The following is a 25,952-nucleotide window of genomic DNA, read 5'->3' on the forward strand; positions in this document are numbered from 1 at the left end:
TAGTATGCCTCCTTGAATAAGATAATTAATTTTCATCTTTAGTATCATTTTGCTCTTTACTATTATTTTTATCCTCAAATTCATTTCTTATATCATTTATTGGTCTTTTTTCAGGATTTGAAGGAATTGGTTCTTCTGTATCAGTAGAATTATTTTGTTGTTTTATTATCTGTTCTGCCTCTGACTTACTAAGAGGGTAAAGTTTTGCTATATTTTCAGATGCCTGAACAGTAACTCTATACTCTAATATATTTTTATTAACTTTATAATCATGGTCTACTTTTACAATTCTTGCAGAAGCTGGTATTATGTATTCTAGTTCTTTTAATACATTCTCAGAAAGTTCTTTTTTAAGTTTTTCTTTATCTTTTTTAACTTTAACATTTTTTGTTTCATAAAAAGTACTTACTTTTATCTTTAAAGGAAACGTATAGTCTCCAATAGAAAGCTTATGTTCTTTATTTTCAATAACATAATTATTATAATTTATATTTCTTCTTATTGTATAGTTTTTATCATAAAAACTTATACTATATACTTTTTTACGTTCTCCAGTTTTTTCTTTTTCTACATCTTCATAGCTTGCACTTTTTGAGACTTCATAGAAAGTACTTGCCCATACTTCTGGTATCGACTTTGTATTTGCTCCATTTAAAAGCACATCTCCTTTTTGAACTATATCTCCAACGTTTGCAACCTGACTTCCACTTCTTGGTATTACCTTTTCTATTATACCATTTTTTTTGAGCTATTATATTACAATAATTTGATTCATCCGTTGATTTTAAGCTTTCTGCCTTCTTTGTTACAGTTACAAATATATTTGTCCCTTTAACATTTATAGATACATATGCCACATCGTCAAATGCTAACATTATTTGATCTCTTATTTCTTTTCTATCTATATTCTTTTTGTATACACCTGGCTTAAGCCCAGCATCGTATAGTTCTTTCCTTAATGCATCTTTTTTTATACCTTCTGGAACTTGTATGTATATATCCGTTACAAACTGTGATGTCATAATCAAAAGTGCTAAAGATATAATTGCAAAAACCCATAATCCTTTATGCTTATATATTCTTTTTATTAGAAATGGTAAACCTGTTTTTTGCTTAACTTTAACATCATAGTTACTTCCCCTATATACTTGTTTGAACTCTTTCATATCCTGCCTATCAACACTAAACTGAATTTTACTACTGTTTATTCTTGTAACATCATATACTTTTATTCCATTTCTCATAAGGTGATTTAAAAAACGTTCTACACCTATTCCCTCTACAGTTATTACATAATATCCTCTTATGTAACTTATCAATCCAATCTCCTCCTAATCTATATACTCTACACTATATATAATTCCTTTTATTCCTATCTCATCATCAGTAATATATTTTAGTGAAAGTTTATCTCCCGATATTTTAATTGCTTTTACCTTAGTTTTTATTTTTATTAAATCAGTTTCATAAGTTATTATAGATAAGTAATTTTCTATACTTACAAATGTATTACCTATCATAGTTACTGTTGGTTGGTTTACTTGCAGGTCAGTTGATATATCTACCATATCCATATCCCTCCTTAATATATTTTATGTTCATAATTTTTCTTAAATTACTTTTTAATACTGCAAATTAATATATATTAGATTTTTATTATATTTTTATATATTATAAATTTTATTTAAATACTAACTTACTAATTACTATATTTTATAATACTCTCTTATTTAAATATGTGTGTAAACTTATATATATGTTTAGAATAAAATAAGAATATATCAATAAATTTTATTAGAAAGGATGGTTGCATGAAAAACACCTTTGTGAGTATAGTTCAAAAATGTATATGCGTAGACTTTTTACTAAATACATTAATAAATTCAAATTCATATCAATACTTAAACTTCTTATCTGATATGAAAAGTGAAAACTTAAGAAACATTAAGGTTATATGCCATTTATATGAATACATTTACTGTGAGCGGTTAAATCTAGATGATATAGAGCCTTTGAAGCTTGAAAGATCTTATGAAGATAAACTACACGTATTACTTAAATTTAACTTTAATATATTATCTGAGCTTGAGGATTTAAAAAAATGCTCTTTTAATCATTACTATTTTAGACTTTTACAAGGATTAATTAGTAGCTATCTTAATTTCATATCCTTTATAAACTGTTTTTGTCCAATTACACAATCTAAAAAGCGTGACTTTGAAATAAATAATACTACTCCTTACTTTAAGATAGATTCTCATGTGCTTAATTACCGATTCTTTTACATGGTAAGTGCATACAACGATGAAAATATACCTAAAAATATTTCAATAGATTTTATTAGAGATGTTTCAATAGATGCTATTGATTTCTTTTTTGACTACTCTTTATTAGATAATACAATTTCTTCTGAGCAACACGAAATATTTTTTGAAAATAATCCTGAGAACAAATTTTATCAGTTCTTCTTTAAATCAAATGATAAATCTTTTAAAATTAGAGTTATGGATAAAGACCCATCTGTTTTTTACATGTATCAAACCTCAGATAACTTTGTTGAAATTGCTCCATCTATAAATAAAAATGACATTATAAATTTTGCTAATGATTATATTAAAGAAAAGTTTAAAGATGTATATTCTGATTTAGTACTTGACGAAAGCTATACAAATACATCAACATATATGGAAACAATTGAAAGCTATAAGCTTAAATACAATTATAAAGGTGATAAAGGTAAAATTAATCTCACTAAGGGGTTGTATATTACGGTAGATGCAAGATATCTTAATATAAAAGAAATATCATTATTTTAAATATTATTATGAGACAATTATTGATTACTTAAAAATAAAAATACTGAGTAATATCTCAGTATTTTTATTTTATCTATTTATTGTCCATATAAAATAATTTAAAAATAATGCATAAAAAATCCAAAGCAGATACGGTATGTTTAAATATGCAACTTTTTTATCTAATTTACGGAATTTAAAAATCATTATTATTAATATTATAATCATAATAATTAAATCTGCCATAGCTGTAAATCTTAAATCTAGTCCAAAAAATAATATGCTCCATAAAAAGTTAAGACCTAGTTGTAGCCAATAATAAAACATAGCGTCTTTAACTTTAGTAGATTTATAATCTTTTTTCATAATAATATACGAGGATATCCCCATTAATATGTAAATTATAGTCCAAGCTATAGGAAAAATAAAACTTGGTGGTGCAAATCCTGGCTTTATTAATTGAGAATAAGATGTTGCTATATCGACTCCTGAAAGCATTTGTGATATAAAACTACTAGCATATCCAATTACTAGCGGTATTAATATGCTTATTAGAAAATTTCTAACTTCTTTTACTGATATAATCAAAATTTTCCCCTCTTTCATTTTCTTATTTAATTAATAAATATGTACAAGGCTATATCATTATTCCAAGTTTTACTTTCGTTATTTCTAAAAATTCCATTGGCTCATTTCGATTATGCAATCTCTCAAATTTAGTGGTTCAGACTATAACTTATCTACAAATCAGATAATTTTAGTAACGTGTTATAAAAGTATTTTATAATATCTTAGCATATAAAAAACCTAGAGATTTCTCTCTAGGTTTTTAATCTATTGTAAGTTAGCCTTAACCAACTCATTTATAAGTTTGCCATCAGCTCTTCCTTTTGTTTTCGGTTTTATGGCTGACATTATTTTTCCCATATCCTTCATAGAAGTTGCTCCTACTTCAGATATAGTAGATTTTACTATTTCATTTAATTCTTCTTCGCTTAATTGCTGAGGTAGGTACTCTTTTAAAACTTTGATTTCAGCTTCTGTTTCCTTTACTAAGTCATCTCTGTCAGCTTTTGCGAATTCAGTTAAAGCATCATTACGTTGCTTTAATTGTTTAGAAATTATATCAATAATTTCTTCATCGCCAAGTTCAACTCTATTGTCAATCTCGTATTGCTTTATAGAAGCTCTTATTAAAGTTACTACAGATTTTCTAACTGTATCTTTGTTCTTCATTGAAGACTTTAAGTCTTCTTGTAACTTTTCTTTAAGGGACATTCCCTTCACCTCTTTAAATCTTATTTACTATTTCTTAGCGTTTTTTCTTCTTGCAGCTTCTGCCTTTTTCTTACGTCTAACGCTTGGCTTATCATAGTGCTCTCTTTTTCTAACTTCAGACATGATGCCAGACATTGCACATGAACGCTTGAATCTTCTTAAAGCGCTGTCTAATGTTTCATTTTCTCTAACTCTTACTTCTGACATTTCTTTTTCCCTCCCTCCGATAGCGCGAATTATGCTGGGACTGTAACTACGATTATATCTGCATAATATGCATTACAACCTCACACTTTGTTTATTATAAACTAATCTTTTACTTTTTTCAAGTATTTTTATTGAATAAGATTTTAATTTTTAAAATTATGCTATTTTTTCTCTGCTTCATACATAGGTAGTTTTTTACCCGCTAATATATGGTAGTGAACGTGCTTAACCTCTTGTCCACCATCATCTCCACAGTTATTTATAATTCTAAATCCAGTTTCATTAAATCCTTTTTTATTAGCTATTTTATTAATAACATTATGAATATGCCCTACAATTTCCATTTCATTTTCAGGTATATCTATTATACTTTCATAGTGTTTTTTCGGTATAACTAATATATGATATGGTGCCACTGGATTTATGTCATTAAATGCTAAAACTAAGTCATCTTCGTACACTTTACTGCATGGAATTTCACCATCTATTATTTTACAAAATATACAACTCATTTTAATACCCCCCGTATAAGATTTTTCTATAGTTCTATATACTATACTAACATTCCTTCCACATACTCGTCTTTCACATTAGTTATTTTAACTTTTAATATCTCACCTTGTATATCTTTTTCACTTGGAACAACTACTCTTATATAATTAGTAGTTAGACCTTCGTATTTATTATCAACTATATTTGTTTCAAATAGAATTTCTAATTCTTTATCTATAAACTTAGATGCAAACTTATTAAAGTTTTCTTTATTTAAATTTAAAAGCTTGTCACTTCTAAATTGTTTCATTTGTGGATCTATTTGATTTTCCATAGTTGCAGCTGGTGTACCTTTTCTTGGAGAGTACTTGAATATGTGCATTTGAGAAAGTTCTATATCTTTTAAAAATTCATAAGTCTTATTGAATTCATCACTAGTTTCTCCAGGAAACCCTACAATTACATCAGTAGTTATTGCCACATTAGGTATATTTTCTCTTAATCTATCTACTATAGTCTTATATTCCTCTGTAGTGTATCTTCTATTCATTCTTTTTAAAGTTTCGTCACATCCACTTTGTAACGATAAATGATAGTGTGGGCACACTTTTTCCATTTTTGAAACTTCACTTACAAACTCATCAGTAAATAAAACTGGCTCAACTGAACTTAATCTTATTCTCTTTACACCTTCAACTTTGTTTATCTCTTTTATTACATTTAATAAATTTATTTGTTCATCTCTTAAGTCTTTTCCATAAGAAGCAACGTGTATTCCGGTTAAAACGAATTCTTTATATCCATTACTTACTAATTTGTTAACTTCTTCTAATATACTTTCTAAACTTCTACTTCTTACCTTACCACCTCTAGCATAAGGTATTATACAATAGCTACAGAATCTATCGCATCCATCTTGTATTTTCATAAATGCTCTAGTTTTCCCATTAGATTGGCTTATTTCTATATCTTCAAATGCTCTAACCTTCATTATATCATCAACAGTACTTACTTTTTTACTTGCATCTATTTTTTTAATTTCATCAACTATTGTTCTTCTTTCATTAGTTCCCATTACTAAATTTACTTCTTCAATATCAAGTATCTCTTCAGGAGATACTTGAGAATAACACCCAACAACAGCTATTATTGCATCTGGATTTTTCTTTTTCATCCTTCTTATATATTGGCGTGATTTTCTATCACTCATATGTGTTACTGTGCATGTATTTATTACATAAACATCTGCAAATTCTTCACTGTCAACTTGAACATATCCTTCTTTTTTAAACATCTCAAGCATTGCTTCTGTTTCATATTGATTTACTTTACATCCTAGTGTATAAAAAGCTACCTTTTTCACTTTATTCATTACCTCCTATGTCGCTTAGTTCATATAAAACTATTGACGACGCTACCACTGACGCTGTCTCTGTTCTTAATATCCTCGGTCCTAAAGAAACTACTTGTCCTTTAATCTCTTCTATAGATTTAATTTCTATATCTTCAAATCCACCTTCTGGACCTACAAAAATACCTATGTTATTTATATCTACACCTTTTACAGCTTGCTTAATCGATTTTGTTCTTTCATTTTCATAAGGAGCTATATTTAAATCATTTTCTTTCATATCTTCTAAGGCTTCTTTAAAACTTAAAATACCTCTTAACTTAGGTATTTTTCCTCTTTTACTTTGCTTTGCTGCTTCGTATATTATTCTTTCCCAGCGCTCAATTTTTTTATCTTCTTTTTTATCAGAAACGTTAACTACACTTCTCTTCGTTTGAACTAGTATTATTTCGTCTACTCCAATTTCTGTAAGTTTTTGAAGTATCATTTCCATTTTAGGGCCTTTTGGTAGTCCTTGATATAATTTAACCTTTAAATCTGATTCTCTTTTTATATCAACACTTTCTAATATATCTAAAATAACATTATCTTTATCTATACTAGTTATTTCACATATATATTCGTTATTATCATTATCACATATTTCTAATTCTTCTCCGATTTTACATCTTAAAACTTTAGATATATGTTTAACATCTTCACCTTCAATGATACATGTGTTATTTTCAAGGTTTATATTTTTCTTCTCTACAAAAAATCTATCCATAATTTCACCTACTTCAATCTAGATACTATAGCATTCCACTCACCTAGAGATTGGACTTCAACTATCTCAAATCCATTCTCAACTAGGCTAGTTTTTACTTCATCAACTTTAGCATGTATTATACCTGATGATATAAACACTGCATCATCTTTCATAAAATTAGCAACATCTTTTGCTAGTATTTTTATTATATCTGCTATTATGTTAGCAACTACTATATCAGCTTTATCCTTTATAACTTCGGTTAAATTTCCATGAAGTGCAACTACTTTATCTTCTACTTTATTTAATTCTATATTTTCTTTAGATACTTTTACAGCTACTTCATCTAAATCAACAGCTGTTACTTCTTTTGCTCCTAATTTAGCTGCAGCTATTGCAAGTATTCCACTTCCACAACCTATATCAAATACTTTTGAGTCCTTTTTAACATACTTTTCTAATTGTTGTATACACATACTTGTAGTTTCATGAGTTCCTGTACCAAAAGCCATACCTGGGTCTAATTCTATGATTAAATCTTCTTCTTCAGCTTCATATTCTTCCCATGTTGGTTTTACAACTACTTTTTGACCTACTTTAGTTGGTTTGTAATAGTTTTTCCATTCATTAGCCCAATCTTCTTCATCAACTTGAGAAAGTTCAACTATTGCTTCTCCTATATCTATTCCAAACTCTTTTAATCCTTGTATCTTCTCTCTTATTAAATTTAAGTCTTCGCTTACGTCTCTTTCTTCAGTTATGTAAGTTTTTATTATAACTCCATCATATCCACTATTGAATATCTCTTCTTCTACAAAATCCCAGTCATACTCATTTTTCTTTTGGAATTTAAAATCTTTAGGATCTTCTATAGATACTCCACCTACATTTTGTTCATATAATATATTAGTTATAGCTTCAACTGCTTCAGTTGTAGTCTTTATTGTTATTTCAGCCCATTTCATTTATAAAGCACCATCCTTATGTTTAATTGTCTTATTTTCATAAATTTTATTATATCATATTTATTATTATCTTTAATATAATTCTTTAGTCTATTTCATTGTGCATATATTCAAAAGAGCTGACAACTATTAGTTGCCAGCCCTATCTGTTATATTATTTTAAATCATATTCAAATGACATAGTATTATCTATTTTCGCACCATGTATTTCTTTTTTATTAATTATAACTTTATTATATTTACTACTATTTATATTAAAAATAAACTTATTATATTTAGCACCATATTTATCAATAATAAAATCAATATTTATATTTATTTCATTTTTATTATCTATAGATATTTTATATAAGTTGTACTTACCATCCTTATATTCAAAACTTTCTCCATCATCTTGATAGTGAATATACTCGAAATTATTTTCATCTAAGTATATATCTAAAATTAAAGTATCTATTTCTTTTTCTCCTATATAATTCATACCAGGAAAATTCGGTATTATACTTCCTGATTTAATATATATTGGGCATATATCTAGCGGAGTTTCTTTTATTATATATCTTCCTCCTTCATATACTTCTTTCGTCCAATAATCCACCCATCTACTTCCATTAGGTAAATAAACCATTCTAGCCTTTTTACCTTGCTCAAGTATTGGTGCTACCATTATATTTTCACCACAAAGGAATTGGTCATTTATTTCATATGTTTTTTCATCATTTTGATAGTGTAATAAAAGAGGTCTTATTAAAGGAAGTCCATTACTTTCTCCTCTATAGAATGTATCATATATATATGGAAGTAACTTGTATCTTAACTTAACATATTTTCTATATATATCCTCTGTTTTCTTATCAAATGCCCAAGGCTCTTGGTCTCTTGAGTATATTGTTGTATGATTTCTAAATAATGGAGTAAATGCACCGACTTGAACCCATCTACTAAGTAATTCAGATGTAGCATCATATCCAAACCCACCTACATCTGTACCACAAAATGACATTCCACTAAGCCCTAAGTTCATAAGCATTGGTACACTCATCCTAAGGTGTTCCCAAGTACTTTGATTATCTCCAGTCCAAACTGTTGAATATTTTTGAGTTCCAGAGTAACATGCTCTTGTTATTACAAAAGGTCTTTTATTAGTATGTTTTTTTATCCCTTCATATGTAGCCTTACTCATCATATGCCCATACACATTATGAATTTCTTTATGGTCTAAAATGTCACCATCTTCATTAAATTTAATATCATCTGGAAGCGGGCCATTAAAACTTGCAGGTTCATTCATATCATTCCATACTCCAGCTACTCCATCATCAAGAAGTATTTTTTGATTATTTGACCACCAATTCCTAACTTTACTATTCATAAAATCTGGAAAAACTGAATTACCTGGCCATACCCAATTAGTATATGTTATTCCATTTTTATCAGTTGCAAAATACCCATTTTTTAATCCTTCATCATATATAGAGTATCCTTTATCTACTTTAACACCTGGGTCTATTATTGTAACCAATTTAAATCCATCTTTTTTAAGATTTTCTATCATTTTTTTAGAATTTTTAAATTTATTTTTATCCCACGTAAATACTCTAAAATCATCCATATACTCTATATCTAAGTATAGTGCATCACAAGGTATATCTTTTTCTCTAAATTTGTTTACTACTTCCATTACATTACTTTCAGGACAATATGCCCATCTACACTGCTGGTATCCTAAAGTCCATAGCTGAGGAAGTGGCGTACTTCCAGTTAAATAAGTATATCCTTTTATTACTTTATCAACACTTGGCCCATATATAAAATAATAATCTATATTTCCATCTAACGATGCAAAATAATAATAATTTGAGTTTTCTTTACCTAAATCAAAGTGAGTTTCAAATGTATTATCAAAGAAAATTCCAAATGCTTCTTTATCCTCTAAAGTTATAAAAAATGGTATCGATTTATATAATTTTTCATATGTCTCCCCATGAGGAGTTGGGTCATCTGTATTCCAATTAATATAATGACACCCTTTTTTATTTAAATGGCCTGTTCTTTCACCAAATCCATAAAAGTACATTTCTTCTTTTAGTTTTTTAGGTATAAATACCTTGTAATCCATATGTTCTGTTGGTTTATGACCTTCCTGTATGGCTATATCTAATCTTCCTGCACAGTTTTTTATAAATGGCTCTCTATCTCCTCTATAATCCTCACATATCAACTTTTCATCTTTATTGTATATATCTGTTTTAAAATCATCATATACTCTTACACTTAAATCATTAGTTTTTATTTCTATATATAAGTCTTTATTTATAACTTTAAACTCGCATTTTTCTACCTTTAAATCTTCAATTGCTTTAGATTTTCTCTTTTCTCTTAATGTTGGCACAAAAAAGTTTACTATGTATGAATTTATGATCTCTATCTTAGCATTAATGTTCTCAAATTTTATATTTACGACATTATCTTCAATGTTATAATCTTTTATTTTTCCAAACATACTATTCCTCCACTATATAATCTTATAAGCTGATGTATAATATACACCAGCTTATTTAGTATTTAACTTATTTAATTTTCTCTTACTGTTTCAACTTCTTCATTTACTACTTTAGGCTTATTTAAATTTTCAAAATATGTTTTTAATTCAACTTCTATTTTTAATATTTCTTCCTTTTCTACTTCTACTTTATCTATTATTTGTTTAGCCTTAGTTAATATAGATTCAAAGTTTTCATCTTTTATTCCTAAATCTTTATATTCTGCTTCTATCTTTTGTATAGCTTCATTTAATTGGTATAAAGATTGCTTATTATCTATAACCATAATTTTATTATCATCTAAACCTAATACTTCTATTTCATATATTCTTGTTGCTCCACCTGATCCCTGTTCAGATTTATTTATCTTAATTCTTACATATCTTGCTAATTCGTAGTTTAAATCATCTTTAGATACTGCATCTGTATTTCCTTTTATATCTTTTAATTGATTCCATATTTTTGAGTCTTTACTAACTTCCACAGTATACTCAGATGTATTTAAACTTTTAGCTTCTCCACCTGCCTCTGCATGACTCATTCTTAGTTCCTTTATAGTCATTTCTTTTCCTAGGTCAACTTCTATCCAATTACCTTTTTCTCCAAATGCACACCACTTGCTATTTAACTTTCCATCAAACGCAAATTTAGCAGATTCCCCATCATTAACCTGAGCATTAGCTTTTGCCTCTTTATTTAAGGCTAAATTTAAAAGTCCACCTTTAGCTTGATTACTTACAACTATAAAGTCATCTTTTTTATTAATAGTTTCTCCTGCTGGATTTGACACTATTTGAGTTACAGAGTACACTCCTGGCTTATCAAATTTAACAGTTACTTCTTCACCACTTAATTCTTCATTTTTATGTAATCCTTCTATTTTCCAGTTAACACTATTTTCAGCTAATGATTTATCAGTTAAAGTTATTGACTCACCCGGTGCTACAATTGGCGAACTAACTTCAAAATTAGCTTTAGGAGTTTCAAGTTTTGGCCACTTAACATTTACTTTCGCTTCGTGTTGTGGATTAGTTTGGTTAAGCTTACTTACTGGTTTCACTGTAAATGTTGACTGTGTATCTAATGTAAGTTCTCTTTCTATATTGCTTACATAGAATGCATTTGTCGGAGTTGCTCCTACTAGCTCTTTGTTTCCTTTACTATCTTCTATGTATATTTCATAATGACTTATATCACTACTACCTTTATCCCATGTTAATCTTACATTTCCATAGTAGTTATCTATAACTTTAAAATCTTCTACTTTTAAATTAGATATTTTAGAAACTTCATTACCTTTATTTCCATCTGTTATAGATAATTCCCCTAAATTAAGTTTATATTTAGTTGACTTAGATCTACCTTCTACTACTAAAGATATTTCCTCTAATTCTTCACCTGCAAATTTACCTAAAGAAGCTTTAGCTTCACTCCAATTCCCACTTTGCTTGGTATCTAGATTTACAGTTTTCTTTTTCCCATCTATAACTAGCTCTAACTTAAGTTTAGCTTTATCATTAGTTGATTTGTATTTTAAAGATATCTCTGTATTTGAAGTTAAATCTAATTCTGAAGCATATAACTTTATAGTACTTTTTCCTCCCTTTTCTAATTTACCTCTAAGTGCTATAGAGTTTCCTCCATAGAAGCTATCAGTATAGTCTATATCTGCACTTAAATTATTTTTCTTATTCTCTATTACCCATCTGTATGTTGGCATTACATCCATCATACCTCTATGGTTCCATTCATCATCTGAAACTTGATTTCCATTTACATTAAAGAACTTACCATTACCCATAGAGAAATTTGTTACAAATGGTAAAGATGTTACAGGCGATTTTTCTACTATGTAATTAGATATACCTTTCCAATCTTCCTCACTCTTTTCTCTTGGATCTCCATTTTCATTTACCCAGAATCTGTTTTCTTTTGCTAAAAATTCGTCAAAATCTTTCGATGAATCATAAGTCCACGAAGGGCAGTATAATCCTAAAGATGTATTTGCATTTTGGCCTTCTGGGAATAAATAATCCCATTTAATTTTTGTGTTATAGCCATTAGCTTGTACATCAACTCCTGCATATAAGTCATATGGGCTTCTTTTCATTTGCTTAGCAAGTTTAGCTGATTCTTTTAATTCTTTCCCTGTTACAGTATAAGGAATTCTATTTTGGGTATTATCCGGGTCTACAGCTCCATATTTTTCATTAGTCCACCAGAAGTTTAAGAACATACCATCTGATAACGATTTCTTGTTAGTTCCTAAAAAATCCTTATTATAATCATTTAACCTATTTTGCCAAAATACTCTACCATCATCTATCATAGAGTCATACCAAATTATTTCCATGTTATCAGGCTTTATCTTTTGTAGATATGCTAAAAATTCTTTCATTAATTTTGCTAGCTCAGGTTTAACAGTTTCTCTATCACCTGTCTCTTGATTTATAAACCATCCATCAAAATTGTAGTGTTTTGCTACTTCAACTAACTTATCGGCCATAGGGAATGTTCCATCTTTACTTTTTTGTAGAAATTCTTCCATCCATTCATATCTTCCCCCATATTCTAATGGTGGGAAAAATACAGTTCCTAATACTGGTACTCCATTAGTATGAGCTGAATCTATTAAATCTGCACTTGGACTTAGTATTAGACCTTCTCCACCAGATCCTCCCCATGCAACTAATGTGTCTATGTATTGCCAATAGCTGAAGTTGTATCCATCAAATGTATCTTTTCCTTGAGATGGAGTAGAACTAGTAGTTTTATTAGCTATAGCTAATGATATAACTTTAGCATCTTCACTTTGTGAGTTTTTTAATTTTTCTCCATCAGTTCTTTCTTGAAGAGGTACTGTTCCAACATTAAACTTTGCATCTTTGTCAGTTTGCGGGTTCCACTTTAATAATTCATTTGGATACCAATAAGATGAAAATGGCTGTCCTGTTTTTTCTTGTGCTTCTATATCTGAATCTAATATTGCATAACTTGTACTTGGTATAGCGCTGAAAAGCATCATTGCAGCTATTGCTGATGAAATAAACTTTCTGTGTTTCATAGATTTCCTCCCCCATATTGATTATTTTATATATTAAAGCGAATTATATTTTCAATTTATATAATTCGCTTTTTCTAACTTAAAACCAACAACATGCTTTTAATATATTTTATATGTGAGCCTAGCTATTTGAAGTTTCTATTTCATATTTATTAATGTAATTATATAAAGCCCCTATTTTACCAGAGTCATTTTGGAATTTACAAGTATCAATTTTAACTGATTTTAGAATATCTTTATTTAAAAGTTCTAATTTTCTTTCTATATTTTCAATTAAATCATCTCTTACACTTAATCCTCCGCCAATTAAAACCTTCTCTGGCGCAAAACTATAAACAATATTATAAATTCCTACTGCTAATGAGAAATAAAAATCTTCTATTAATTTTTGAACTTCTACATCCCCATTTTGCGCTAACTCAAAAACTTCCCTACCATCTAAGTCAGTGCCCTTAAGTCTATTGACTCTTGCTATTAAGTTATATGTTGAACCTAACCTACTAAAAGTTTTATACTCTAAGTTTTCTAATTCTGATATTCTGTGTTCTAATATATTTATCCCAAATTCTCCAGCCATACCTCTGTATCCCCTATATAGTTGGTTGTTTATAAATACACCTCCACCAATTCCTGTTCCTATAGTTATACATACAAAGTTTTTATTATCTACTGCATTTCCCATATATTTTTCAGCCATTGCTACACAGTTAACATCATTATCATAAGAACAATGAAGTCCTGTATGTTCTTTTATGTACTTGTTAAGATACATATCTTGAAGGTCTGTTACTTGTCCCATAAAATGAATATATCCATCATCATCAATACCACCAGGAACACTCATAGCTACACCTTCAATGTCATATCCAACTTTGTATTCATTTATTATATCTACAAGTATTTTTTGCGTTTTCCCTTGACCTTGATTAGGTGTTTTTAAAGAATTAGAAACTATCATATCACCTTCTTTATTCATTAAACTATATTTTATAGCTGTCCCTCCAATATCAAAAACTATATAATACATAATTCCCCCATGTTTTTATAAATTTTTAAAATTAAAATCCATTATTTTCTATAACTTCTTTAAACCAATATGCACTCTTTTTAGGAGTTCTTTTAAAATTATTATTTAAATCAACTTCTATAAATCCATATCTATTTTTGTATGCATTTAGCCAAGACCAGTTATCCATAAATGTCCATAAATGATACCCTTTTAAATTACATCCTTCTTCAAGTGCTTTATGAGCCCATTTTAAATGTTCACTTATAAACTCTATACGATAATCATCTTCTATTTTTCCATCTATCTTAAACTTTTCTTCACCTTCTACACCCATACCATTTTCAGATATAAAAAATGGTATATTTTTATAATTATCTCTAATATTTATAGCTAAGTCGTAAATACCTTTTTCATATATCTCCCAACCTCTATGAGGATTTATTTTCTTCCCAGGCATATCATAAAAATCAAAGAATGATTCTGGTGTTAAAGGTTCTCCTTCTTCAATCTTACTTTCCTTAGTCTTTACTCTTCTTGGCTGATAGTAGTTTACTCCTAATAAATCTACTGTGTTATTTTTAATTGCATCTAAGTCTTCTACTGTAAATTCAGGCATTAAATTTTGTTCTTTTACAAATTCTATTAATTCCCCAGGAAATTCCCCTAAAATAGATGTGTCTAAGAATGACCTATTTAGTATTAAATCAGCTATATTAGATGCTTTTAAGTCCTCATCACTATTACTTCTTGGGTATGATGGTGTTAAATTTATTATTATTCCTATTTCTCCACCTTGATTTAATTTCTTATATTCCATAATAGCTAATGAACTAGATAACATTATATGATATCCAACTTGTACTGCTCTTTTAAAATCAACTACACATGGATAATGGTAATGACCTAAATACCCACATTCAACTGGAACTATAGGTTCATTGTGAGTAAACCATTTTTTAACTCTATCTCCAAATAGCTCAAAACATTTTTTAGCAAAGTTTTGATAACAAGTTACAACCTCACGATTTTCCCATCCACCTATGTTTTGTAGATACATAGGCATATCAAAATGGAATAAATTTATAAATGGTTCTACATTATGTTCTATCATTGTATTTATTACATCATTATAAAACTTAACTGCATCATCATTTACACTTTGGTCTTCATTTATAAGCCTAGACCAACTTATAGAAAATCTAAATGAGTTATGTGAAAAATCTTTCATTAGCTTTATATCATCTTTATATTTATAATAAAAATTACTAGTATTATAAGGACCTATATTATTATGAAATTTTTCTGGTTCTATCTCATACCAGTAGTCCCATATATTTTGTTCTTTCCCGTCAATATTATATGCTCCTTCCATTTGTGTTGCTGATGATGCACTTCCCCACCAAAAATCCTTTGGAAATTTATAATTCATGTTAATTCCTCCATTAAATTCGCTTCATTAAATTAATCGATTTATATTATTAGAAAAGCTATATAACTATACCTATAGCTATATAGCTTTTTATAAATTTTATTTTTTAACTTTTATTCCACAGTAATCTAAAACCAATTCACAGAACATCATATTTGCCCAAGAAAACCAATCTCTAGTGAATTTACTTGGATCATCTGGATGGAACCCTTCATGCATTAAATATGTTCCTGCATCTGTATTTTTCATAATTTCTAGTAGTTCTCTCTTTTTATCCATGTCATTAGTTGTTAAACCTTGCATAGCAAGTGATATATGCCATATATAACCTTCCGGAGTGTGAGGACTTCCTACACCTGATGCATACTTACCTATATGGAACTCTGGATTTTCTGTACTTAGTATGAAGTTTCTAGTATTAACATATTTTTCATCATCTAAGTCTGCATATCCTAAGTATGGTATAGCTAATAAACTTGGAAGATTTGCATCATCCATTAAGTTGTAATTACCTAATCCATCTACTTCATATGCATATATTTCTCCGCATCTTGGATGATTATATAGCGCATGCTTTTGTATTCCTTCATTTATTTCATCACTTAATTCTCTTGCACATTTAGATAGTTCATTATCATTTAATATTTCTTTAGATATTTCATCGATATAATTTAATACTACTACTGCAAACATATTAGATGGTACTAAGTAGCTATATTGGCAAGCATCATCACTTGGTCTAAATCCACACCAAGTCATTCCTGTTTCTTTATGCATTGTTCCTTTACCACTTCTTGCTAATGTGTCTAATTGACGGCAATCAAGTCTTTCAAATATATATGGAGAGTTTTCTTCATGATTTTGTTCTACTTTCCATAAATCAATTATCGTACGTGCTGCCTTTTTAAAAGTTTCATTAAATTGAGTTGTTCTTCCTGTATTTTTATATAATAAGTAACTTAATTGTATTGGGAAACATAGAGAATCTATCTCATATTTTCTTTCCCATATTTCAGGCTTCATATCAGTTAGATCACTTTGATGTCCCATACCATTTGCTTCTTCATTAAATGCATTTGCATACGGATCAACTAATATATATCTAAATTGTCTTTCAACTAACCCTTCTATCATATCCGCGATTTCTTTATCTTCATTAGCTAAAACTAAGTAAGGTCTAACTTGGCACACAGAATCTCTTAACCACATAGCTGGTATATCCCCTGTTAATACATATGTAGTACCGTCATTCATTCTTTTAACAGTTGTATTTATAGTATTTAAAAAACATTTTTCAAACATTTCTCCTAGTTTTGCATCATCTTTTAACTTATCTTTTACTTCCTGTACTAATACATTTATTGAGTTATACATTTTGTCCCCCTATATTAATCAAGGTATTCTACTACTATTTAGTAGAAGAATACCTTGATATATAAATTTAATGTTATTTTATTAGTTGTTTATTATTTTTTTTGATCTGCCATCCACTTGTCGTATTGTTCTTGTATACTAGCCATAACTTTATCAAGACCTGCAGATTTTAACTTCTTATTTAATTCTCCTAAGTATTTATCTGTATCTACAGACCCTGTATATAATGGAGCTTTGAATTCTTGAACTATATTAGATATAGTTGCTAACTCTGTACTTATATCAGTTGTATCTACATAGAATCCTAATGTTGGAGATGCTACTGCTTTTTCATTGAACTTTTCATATTGTTCTATTCTATCTTTAGGGTCAGTATCAAAGTTTTTAGTTAAGAATACATTTCCTAAAGCCCAAGAAGGCATATTATAAGCTTTAGCTTCTTCAGTTTTAGTTATAGTTTTATCTTCATTAGTCTTATAGTGAACATCTTCTATACCTCTGTCTATTAAGTTTCTTAAGTACTCATCTGTATTTAATAAGTTTAAGAATTTCATAGCCTCTTCTGGATGTTTAGATGCTGCTGATATTGACATTATAGAACCTGTAACAGAGTTATTTATAGTTAAAGGATCATGCATTTCACTATACGCTATTGGATATCCTGCATTTGAAGACCACATTTCTCCTGCACCCGGTGCATATTGTTCTTTTCTAACAAACCAGTTTTGAACACTCATTTCATGTGGATCTGTATCTGTTGAAGCTTGCGGATGAACAAATCCTTTTTGATAGAATCTTCTTAAAGTATTTAAAGTCTTTTTAACATCTTCTTGTTCATATATATTTACAACCTTAGTTGTATCACCTTCTAAAGCTATACCAAATGGTAAGTTTTCACCTAATAATAAGTCATATGGCATATATGGTACAAAAGTTGCTCCTGCTGACATAGGCATTTTTAAATCTGGCTTTTTAGCTTTAACTACTTCTAAAACTTTTTCTAAATCTTCTAATGTTTTAACATTAGTCATATCTACACCAAGCTCTTTAGCCATGTCTGCATTGTAAGCCCAAACCATTTGTTGACCAACTTCTTTATTAGCTGGTACTCCGTATAATTTCCCATTTATAGAAGCTCCCTCTAAGAATAAAGGATTTATAGCTTCTTTTAATTCTTTTCCATGCTTTTCTAATAAATCACTTATTTCTAAGTAAGCTCCTTTTTGTGCATTTAATGCATAGTCACTTGCAAATGCTATATCAAATGGTTCTCCTGAAGATGTTATAACTTGCATCTTTTGACCGTAATCTCCCCAGTCGACCATTCTTAAATCTAATGTAACACCTATTTTTTCTGCTGTATACTTATTAACTTCTTCCATAACCTTAGCTTGGTCCGGCTGTGGAGTTCCTATCATATACCACACTAATTCAACATTGTCGCCATTACCTTTTTGAGCATCACCTGAATCTTTAGTACTTGAACACCCTGTAAGTATCGCTGATGATGCTATTGTTACTGCTAAAAATAAACTAGATATTTTTTTGAATTTCATAATAAAATCCCCCACTTATTATTTTTTATAATGTATATTTTATTACTCTTTTACCCCACCTATCGTTAACCCGCTTACAAAGTATTTTTGGAAGAACGGATATGTACACGCTATAGGTAATGTTGATATTACTACCATTGCCATTCTAACAGATTCTTGAGGTAATGTTGACATAACTTGACCACTCAACATAGCATTTTGTCTTATGAATTCCATATTTTTTTCAATCTTCATAAGCATGTGTTGTAGCGGAACTAATTCTTGATAATCAACATATAACATGGCGTTAAACCAGTCATTCCAATATGCTAATGTACTAAATAATGCTATTGTTGCTATACCTGGCAGAGCTAGTGGTATAACCATCTTTATAAATATCTTAAATTCACTTGCACCATCTATTCTAGCTGACTCTATTATTGACTCTGGAACAGACTTTTGGAAGAATGTTCTCATTACAATTATGTTAAATGAGTTAAATGCTAGTGGTAGTATTAAAGCCCATATAGTATTTTTAAGGCCTAATACTTGAGTCATAACTATGTACGAGGGAACCATACCTCCTCCAAATAACATAGTAAAGAATACTAAAAACATAAACTGTTTTCTAAATGCAAAGTTTGGTCTAGATATTGCGTATGCATATGTAGATACCATACTTACATTTATTATAGTTCCTAATACTGTTACAATTATTGTTACTATATAAGATTGAGCTAATTGCCCACCTGATTCAATTAAATATTTGTAAGCATCTAAACTCCACTCTTTCGGGAATATAGAATACCCATTTTGTATTAACGATTGTTCTGATGTTAAAGATATTATAATAACAAATACAAATGGGAATATACATGCTATTGAGAATATCGCTAATATTATATTTGTTATTATGTTTGTTATACCTGTAAACCCTTCATTATAAGCTTTTTTCTTTTTCTTAGAAGAGTGTACTGGCTTTTTTGCATCTTTTTTAATTGCTTGTGAATCCATAATTTATCGGCAAATAAATGCCTGTCCCCCCTTCTATTTTAGAATAAACCATATTCAGGATCTATTTTCTTAACTGCAAAGTTTGTAGCCATTATCAATATAAATCCTACTATAGCTTGATATAAACCTGCTGCTGTACTCATTCCTATGTTACCCATATTCATAAGACCTTTATAAATATATGTATCTATAACATCTGTTACAGGATATAAAACAGCTGAGTTTCTTGGTACTTGGTAGAATAATCCAAAGTCTGATCTGAATATTCCTCCGATTGCCATTATTGTAAGTATTATCATTAAAGGCACAATTAAAGGTATAGTTATATTTTTTATTTGTTGCCACTTACTAGCTCCATCTATTGTAGCTGCTTCGTAATAAGTTTTATCAATACCTACTATTGCTGCTAGATAAACTATACTTCCATATCCAACACCTTTCCATATATTCATAAATACCAGTATTCCCGGCCAATGCTTCGGTTCACTATACCAAGATACAGGATCTACTCCGAATGCACCTAATACTGAATTAAGCATCCCTTTATCAAAGCTTAAGAAACTAAATACAAAGTAACTTACTATAACCCACGATAAGAAGTGAGGGAATAACATACTAGTTTGATATATTTTCCCCAATTTTTTATTCGATATTTCGCTAAGTGCTATAGCTACAAACACTGCAAATATTAATCCTAATATTATAAATACTAAATTGTATAAAACAGTATTTCTAGTTATTCTAAATGCATCCCCACTACTAAATAAGAATTCAAAGTTATCAAACCCTACCCATTTACTATTAACTAAACTGTCTATAAATCCACCCGAACTTATTTTAAAGTCTTTAAATGCTAATACTGTACCAAACATTGGTAAGTATGAGAATATTAATAACCATATAGTTCCTGGTAAAACCATCAATAACCATGATTTGTTTTTCCATAATTTCTTTAGAAATTTTTTCACTATATCCACCCCTCTCTTTACTTATATTTTACCATCAGGCAAATGTTTTCTAAAGTTTACAATTATTAGATTAGCTACACAAATCTTACTAAGTATACGTTTTCCAGAACTATTTTTTATAAAACACATAAAAAAGGTTGGCAATAACTTATCACCAACCTTTTTTAGTTAATTTACAATTATAAATTAATCTTTCTCCACTCACTTGGAGTTACTCCAGCAATATTTTTGAATTTTCGATAGAAATAATTTTTGTTAGTATAACCTACTAGAATTCCTATTTCACTAGCTTTAAGAGTTGTATCTGATAGTAATTTTTTTGCTTTGTTGACTCTAAAGTTATTTATATAATCCGAAAATAATGTTCCCGTTTCTCTTTGGAATAACTGTCCTAAATATATAGCATTAATATTTAGTTTATCACTTATCTCTTTTAAATTTAAATCATATTTATAATTCTCTTCTATATACTCTAGTAACTTTAATATAACAGGACTAATACTTTCATCTGCTTGTTCTAATTTAGTTTGTATATGTTTAAGCATATTAATTAGTTGAATTTCTATTTCATCTACAGTACTATGATTATTTACTATACATTCAAAATACTTATGCAAATCTTTTATAATCTTAGATTCATTAAAGTAATTATAAACATTTAAAAATATTTCTACTGATTTCATTTTAATTTGTTTTGGAGTTAAATCTTCTTCATTTTTTAATTTTCCAAAGATTTGATTGATATAGCCTGAAGTTTTAGAAATATCTTTACTTACTAACATTTTTTTTAGCTCTTCAAATTCTATATACGTATCATTTTGTTTTGACGCCTGTTCTTTGTAAAATTTTACCCAAGATTTATCTGAATATATCATTTTATATTCACTAATCTCTAAGGAAGTTTTATAACTTTTGTATATATCTTTAATTGAATTTACATATTTGCCTACACTTATATAAACTAAAGAATTACTTTCATTCATTATATCAGCTTTAAGTTGTGATAATTCGCTTGTTAATATGTCTTTATTTTTCTCATTAACAATTAGTAAAGCACTAGACTTAGATTTTATACAGTATATAAATTTATTATTTTTTATTTTTTCTTTTAATATAACACCTATATCACAAGATGTATCACTTAGTTCTATCATAGCTACACAATAATTATCATCTTTAAGTACTATATTTAATTCTTCTAAATTATTTGTAGCACTTTCTTCGTATTCTTCAGTTAGTAATTTTAATAGTAGGTTATTTTTTACTATACTTTTATCTGACATATTCTTTTCTTTTAATTTTATATTTTTATATATATTTTTTAAGTTTTCAGATAATTCATCTGTATCTATAGGTTTTAGTAAATAATTTTCTGCACCCATATTCATAGCTTTTTTAGCGTATTTAAACTCTTGAAATGCACTAAGTACTATGAAGTTAGTTTCATAATTTTCTTCTTTTAATTTGCTAATTAATTCTAAGCCCGTCATTTTAGGCATCATTATATCTGTTATTATTAAATCAATATCATTCTTTATTATCTCATTAAATCCATCTTCACCATTACTTGCACTTCCAACAATATTAAACCCATACTCTTCCCAAGGAACGATGTATCTTAATCCTTCCAATATAAATGGCTCATCGTCTAACAAATATACACTATACATCTTCATCCCCATCCTTTAAAATTGGTAGCTTTATTTTTACAGTAGTTCCTTCAAATTCTTTACTACTTATTTCTAGTCCATAATCATCTCCAAATTTTAATTTTAATCTGTTATTTATATTCATTAATCCTATTGAATTTGTTTTTTGTAGGTTTTTTACAAGTTGTTCCTTAATCATTAATAAGACCTTTTCATTTATTCCAACCCCATTATCTTTTATAACGATTTTTATATCTTCTTTTATTTTAATTACATTTATATCTATTTGATTATCATTACGATCTTTTCTTATTCCGTGGTTAATAATATTTTCAACTATTGGCTGTAAGATAAATTTTGGAACTATATAATCCATTGATTCTTCATCAGTGTTTATAGTATAGTCAAGTATTCCCTTATACCTTGTACAACATAAATTTAAATACATCTTACAATATTTTATTTCTTCACTTAATAAAACCATGCTTCCATTGTTATACGTAGAATATCTAAACATACATGCCAAACTATATATCATTCCTGCTACTTCTGTATTCTTACTAGAAAGCGCACACATTCTTATAACCTCTAGCATGTTATATAAAAAATGAGGTTTTATCTGTGCTTGAAGTGCATTTATTTCTGCCTGCTTTTGTTTAACCTCTGATATATAATTTTTATTTATATTATATTGTAGACTTTCACTCATTTTATCTATTCCTATAGCTATCATGTCTAACTCATCATCTTCTTTTTCTATGTTAAATCTTGCATCTAAATTTCCTTTTTTAATTTCTTCTATACATCTCATCATTTTTTTTAGTTTTAATGAATATCTGCGTATAATAAAATAAGTAATTAATATTATTGTTATAATACTTATTAATGATATCAATCCTATTTTTGATACAATACTTTTTATACCTAAATCATCATTATTTATTAAACTGATATATCTAAACTTAGTTTGAGCATCTTCTTTAAGATTAATTATAGGCTTATTATCAAGTAAAGTTTTAACATGTATAGTATTATTTTTATGTGAATAGCCTTCTTGTCCTATTTTTTGTATATAATCTTTTTTAATACTTTTATCTGAACTAAATACTATATCTTTACTTTCATCACAAATAATTAAATCGCCCTTTAAGTTTGTGTTTTTTAATATTTTATTTAATTCATTTAAATCAAAATATATATCAAGATACCCTATTGTATACATAGAATCTACATTTTTTATAGGCTTTGTAATTTTTCTCATAGATGCGTTTTGCTTTTTTAAGTTGTACCACTTATTATGATTTAAAACTATTTCACTTTTGTATTCCTTATCTTTATCATTAATTACTACTGCTAAAACATCACTTCTATTAGATAACATAGTATCTAGTAAGTACTTTAAATCAATTGGAGTTTTGCTTCTAGTTGAAAATCTATCTAATTTATAACTTAAATATTCTTCATATGATGATGTTGTTAAAACTTGAATTTCATTTGTTACATCCGATTGTGTGTTTACACCATTTATAATTGAATTACTGATTATATTTTGTTCTTCAAATCTTTTTTCTATATTAAATATTACTTCCGAATGAATATTTAGCTCATTTTGAATTTCATTTTCTATATAATAACTTAGAAATATATTTGCTAGTAAAAATATAGATATTATAGTTATAGTTGAATATATAAGTAACATTTTATTGAATAATTTATTTTTTATATACTTAGTGTGTAGTTTTTTCAAATCCCCACTCCCTATGCGCTAAGAGTTTTCTTTAAATATAAAAACCTCTTGTATAGTATGTGCATTACCCAATAAGAAGGTATAACCATAAAGAAAAATGGAATTAATCCTGGACTACCCTTTACAAAATAATAAATTAATCCAAATCCTGCTCCTATTATTACTGTTTGCATTGGACTAGTTAATGCTAATATAAATGAATTCTTTATATAATCTTTTATACTTAACTCAAAATGTACGTATGTAGGGAAAAAATAAATAAATGCTACACTTACAAAGAATAATACTGCCATTACTAGTATATATAGTACTGTTGAGTATAAAGCTTCCATTTTGTATAAAATATTAAGATCCATTGCTAAAAACATAAAAATAGCTGCAAAAAATAGACCACATTTATTAGCATTTTTAAATTCCTTTATATATACATCTTTAAATGTTTTAAATATAGGTATATCTAACTCGCCTTGAACCCACTTTCTTAGTATATAAAATGTTGTTACTGTTGCTGGCATAATACCTAGTACTACACCTCCCATTACTGTAAATGCAACCCATAAAAAGTTGAGTATTAAAAATCTGTAAATCCACTCACAAAAATTGATTAGTATTCCATCTAATTTCATATAAATCACCCCAGTTGTATTTTTGTTTATTACCATTTTAATATAAAAGGTTTTCCCTAGTTACATTATAATATATTAAAATAAAAGTTTTAAGCCTATTTTATAATAAACTTAAAACTTTTATTTTCAAATATTAAATATGAGAGCAAATTATTTCCATATTACCTTCTATTTTAAAGTCTTCTATCCCAAATGGTAATATAAAGTTAGCTCCTTTATTTAATAAATATTCTCTAGAGTCTAAATGTATTTTGCCACTACCTTCTAACACACTATATAATGTAAATGGTTTATCATGTGTAAATTTACATTCTCCAAATATATCTAGCTTATGTACACTAAAGAATTCATTACATATAAAAGTTGTACATTTATATGTATCCTTTGAAACTACACTGTAAGTATTATCACCTTCGATATGAGGAACTGTTGAAACATCTATTGATTTTTGTACATGTAGTTCACGTTTATTTCCATTATTATCAACTCTATCATAATCATAAACTCTATATGTAGTATCTGAGTTTTGTTGAGTTTCTAAAACTAAGGTTCCTTTACATAAAGCGTGGATAGTACCACTTGGAACATAGAAGAAATCTCCCTTTTTAATTTTAACTTTTCTGAGAAGATTATCCCACTCATCATTTTCTATCATTTTTTGTAACTCTTCTTTATTTTTAGCATTATGACCAAAAATCATCTCTGCATTATCATCACAATCTATAATATACCAACATTCTGTTTTTCCTAATTCTCCGTTTTCATTTACTTTAGCATATTTATCATCTGGATGAACTTGAACTGATAAATTGTCATTTGCATCTAATATTTTAGTAAGTAAAGGGAATTTTTCTCCCTCTATATTCCCAAATAATTCTCTATTTTCATTCCAAACTCTAGATAATGTTTTTCCTTTATACTTTCCATTTTGTATTTCACAATCTCCATTTTCATGAGAGCTTATAGCCCAACATTCTCCTGTATTATCAGATGGAATATCATAATTAAATTTATTTTTTAACTCGCTTCCGCCCCATATTCTATACATAAATAAAGGCTTTAAAAATAATGGTTCCATAAATATATTATCTCCTTAAAATTACCCTTGCTCATATAGCTTAAGTTTCATATTTGGTATTATATAAAAAAGCTGCCTTT

23 protein-coding genes are annotated in these 25,952 nt (G+C 28.1%); 1 reads left to right on the top strand and 22 read right to left on the bottom strand.

Translation table 11 applies throughout. The features are described from left to right. Positions 1-25 precede the first annotated feature (25 nt). From BN899_RS19805 to BN899_RS11610, 3 genes are read right to left on the bottom strand one after another with little or no spacing between them, the layout of a single operon-like run. Positions 26-718 (bottom strand): sporulation protein YqfD, encoded by a 693-nt coding sequence (locus BN899_RS19805; RefSeq protein WP_242824162.1) that lies wholly within the window; start codon positions 716-718, stop codon positions 26-28. Continuing rightward, positions 600-1,319, bottom strand: coding sequence for a sporulation protein YqfD (locus BN899_RS19810; RefSeq protein WP_242824160.1), 720 nt, complete (start codon positions 1,317-1,319; stop codon positions 600-602). Before BN899_RS19810 ends, BN899_RS19805 begins: the two co-directional genes overlap by 119 nt. Positions 1,320-1,331: 12 nt before the next feature. Further along, positions 1,332-1,568: a YabP/YqfC family sporulation protein gene (locus BN899_RS11610; RefSeq protein ID WP_042275596.1), complete on the bottom strand. Its 237-nt coding sequence runs from the start codon at positions 1,566-1,568 to the stop codon at positions 1,332-1,334. Between the two features lie 243 nt (positions 1,569-1,811). Between BN899_RS11610 and BN899_RS11615 the strand changes: the two genes are divergently transcribed. Then, positions 1,812-2,816, top strand: a complete 1,005-nt coding sequence (locus BN899_RS11615) for a hypothetical protein (RefSeq protein WP_042275598.1) — start codon at positions 1,812-1,814, stop codon at positions 2,814-2,816. A gap of 69 nt (positions 2,817-2,885) precedes the next feature. Here BN899_RS11615 and BN899_RS11620 read toward each other — a convergent pair whose 3' ends face one another. The 19 genes from BN899_RS11620 to manA all read right to left on the bottom strand — a co-directional run bounded on the left by BN899_RS11620 (position 2,886) and on the right by manA (position 25,872). Beyond that, positions 2,886-3,383 (bottom strand): TspO/MBR family protein, encoded by a 498-nt coding sequence (locus BN899_RS11620; protein WP_052356840.1) that lies wholly within the window; start codon positions 3,381-3,383, stop codon positions 2,886-2,888. Between the two features lie 246 nt (positions 3,384-3,629). After that, complete coding sequence (locus BN899_RS11625; protein ID WP_042275600.1) at positions 3,630-4,073, bottom strand: GatB/YqeY domain-containing protein; 444 nt, start codon at positions 4,071-4,073, stop codon at positions 3,630-3,632. A gap of 27 nt (positions 4,074-4,100) precedes the next feature. After that, complete coding sequence (gene rpsU, locus BN899_RS11630) at positions 4,101-4,280, bottom strand: 30S ribosomal protein S21 (RefSeq protein ID WP_021125460.1); 180 nt, start codon at positions 4,278-4,280, stop codon at positions 4,101-4,103. Positions 4,281-4,441: 161 nt separating this feature from the next. Continuing rightward, positions 4,442-4,792 carry a histidine triad nucleotide-binding protein gene (locus BN899_RS11635; RefSeq protein WP_042275601.1) on the bottom strand — a complete coding sequence of 117 codons (351 nt, stop codon included), beginning with the start codon at positions 4,790-4,792 and terminating at the stop codon, positions 4,442-4,444. A gap of 41 nt (positions 4,793-4,833) precedes the next feature. Then, positions 4,834-6,135, bottom strand: coding sequence for a tRNA (N(6)-L-threonylcarbamoyladenosine(37)-C(2))-methylthiotransferase MtaB (gene mtaB, locus BN899_RS11640; RefSeq protein ID WP_042275634.1), 1,302 nt, complete (start codon positions 6,133-6,135; stop codon positions 4,834-4,836). Between the two features lies 1 nt (position 6,136). Next, on the bottom strand, positions 6,137-6,889 hold the full coding sequence (locus BN899_RS11645; protein ID WP_042275602.1) for an RsmE family RNA methyltransferase: 753 nt from the start codon (positions 6,887-6,889) through the stop codon (positions 6,137-6,139). Positions 6,890-6,897: 8 nt separating this feature from the next. Continuing rightward, the gene (gene prmA, locus BN899_RS11650) at positions 6,898-7,836 is read right to left on the bottom strand and encodes a 50S ribosomal protein L11 methyltransferase (protein WP_042275603.1); all 939 of its coding nucleotides are present in this window, start codon (positions 7,834-7,836) and stop codon (positions 6,898-6,900) included. 154 nt (positions 7,837-7,990) lie between these two features. After that, positions 7,991-10,339 carry a glycoside hydrolase family 31 protein gene (locus BN899_RS11655; RefSeq protein ID WP_042275604.1) on the bottom strand — a complete coding sequence of 783 codons (2,349 nt, stop codon included), beginning with the start codon at positions 10,337-10,339 and terminating at the stop codon, positions 7,991-7,993. Positions 10,340-10,410: 71 nt separating this feature from the next. Beyond that, a complete protein-coding gene (locus BN899_RS11660) occupies positions 10,411-13,443 on the bottom strand; it encodes an endo-beta-N-acetylglucosaminidase (protein WP_052356841.1) in 3,033 nt (1,010 codons plus the stop codon). A 121-nt stretch (positions 13,444-13,564) separates the two neighbouring features. Next, positions 13,565-14,470, bottom strand: a complete 906-nt coding sequence (locus tag BN899_RS11665; protein WP_042275606.1) for an ROK family protein — start codon at positions 14,468-14,470, stop codon at positions 13,565-13,567. A 31-nt stretch (positions 14,471-14,501) separates the two neighbouring features. After that, the gene (locus BN899_RS11670; RefSeq protein ID WP_042275607.1) at positions 14,502-15,881 is read right to left on the bottom strand and encodes a glycoside hydrolase family 1 protein; all 1,380 of its coding nucleotides are present in this window, start codon (positions 15,879-15,881) and stop codon (positions 14,502-14,504) included. A 99-nt stretch (positions 15,882-15,980) separates the two neighbouring features. After that, complete coding sequence (locus BN899_RS11675) at positions 15,981-17,255, bottom strand: glycoside hydrolase family 125 protein (protein WP_042275608.1); 1,275 nt, start codon at positions 17,253-17,255, stop codon at positions 15,981-15,983. A 92-nt stretch (positions 17,256-17,347) separates the two neighbouring features. After that, positions 17,348-18,811: an ABC transporter substrate-binding protein gene (locus tag BN899_RS11680; protein WP_042275610.1), complete on the bottom strand. Its 1,464-nt coding sequence runs from the start codon at positions 18,809-18,811 to the stop codon at positions 17,348-17,350. A 42-nt stretch (positions 18,812-18,853) separates the two neighbouring features. After that, on the bottom strand, positions 18,854-19,804 hold the full coding sequence (locus tag BN899_RS11685; RefSeq protein WP_081712248.1) for a carbohydrate ABC transporter permease: 951 nt from the start codon (positions 19,802-19,804) through the stop codon (positions 18,854-18,856). A 38-nt stretch (positions 19,805-19,842) separates the two neighbouring features. Further along, on the bottom strand, positions 19,843-20,772 hold the full coding sequence (locus tag BN899_RS11690) for an ABC transporter permease (protein WP_042275611.1): 930 nt from the start codon (positions 20,770-20,772) through the stop codon (positions 19,843-19,845). A gap of 179 nt (positions 20,773-20,951) precedes the next feature. Further along, positions 20,952-22,442, bottom strand: a complete 1,491-nt coding sequence (locus BN899_RS11695; RefSeq protein WP_052356842.1) for a response regulator transcription factor — start codon at positions 22,440-22,442, stop codon at positions 20,952-20,954. Beyond that, positions 22,435-24,168 carry a sensor histidine kinase gene (locus BN899_RS11700; protein ID WP_042275612.1) on the bottom strand — a complete coding sequence of 578 codons (1,734 nt, stop codon included), beginning with the start codon at positions 24,166-24,168 and terminating at the stop codon, positions 22,435-22,437. The genes BN899_RS11695 and BN899_RS11700 overlap by 8 nt, the downstream gene beginning before the upstream one ends. A gap of 11 nt (positions 24,169-24,179) precedes the next feature. After that, positions 24,180-24,794 carry a YesL family protein gene (locus tag BN899_RS11705; protein ID WP_042275613.1) on the bottom strand — a complete coding sequence of 205 codons (615 nt, stop codon included), beginning with the start codon at positions 24,792-24,794 and terminating at the stop codon, positions 24,180-24,182. A 133-nt stretch (positions 24,795-24,927) separates the two neighbouring features. After that, positions 24,928-25,872 carry a mannose-6-phosphate isomerase, class I gene (gene manA, locus BN899_RS11710; protein WP_081712251.1) on the bottom strand — a complete coding sequence of 315 codons (945 nt, stop codon included), beginning with the start codon at positions 25,870-25,872 and terminating at the stop codon, positions 24,928-24,930. Between the last annotated feature and the right edge of the window lie 80 nt (positions 25,873-25,952).

Origin of the sequence: Faecalimicrobium dakarense, assembly GCF_000499525.1 — a bacterium.
In the GTDB taxonomy this organism is placed as follows: domain Bacteria; phylum Bacillota; class Clostridia; order Peptostreptococcales; family Peptostreptococcaceae; genus Faecalimicrobium; species Faecalimicrobium dakarense.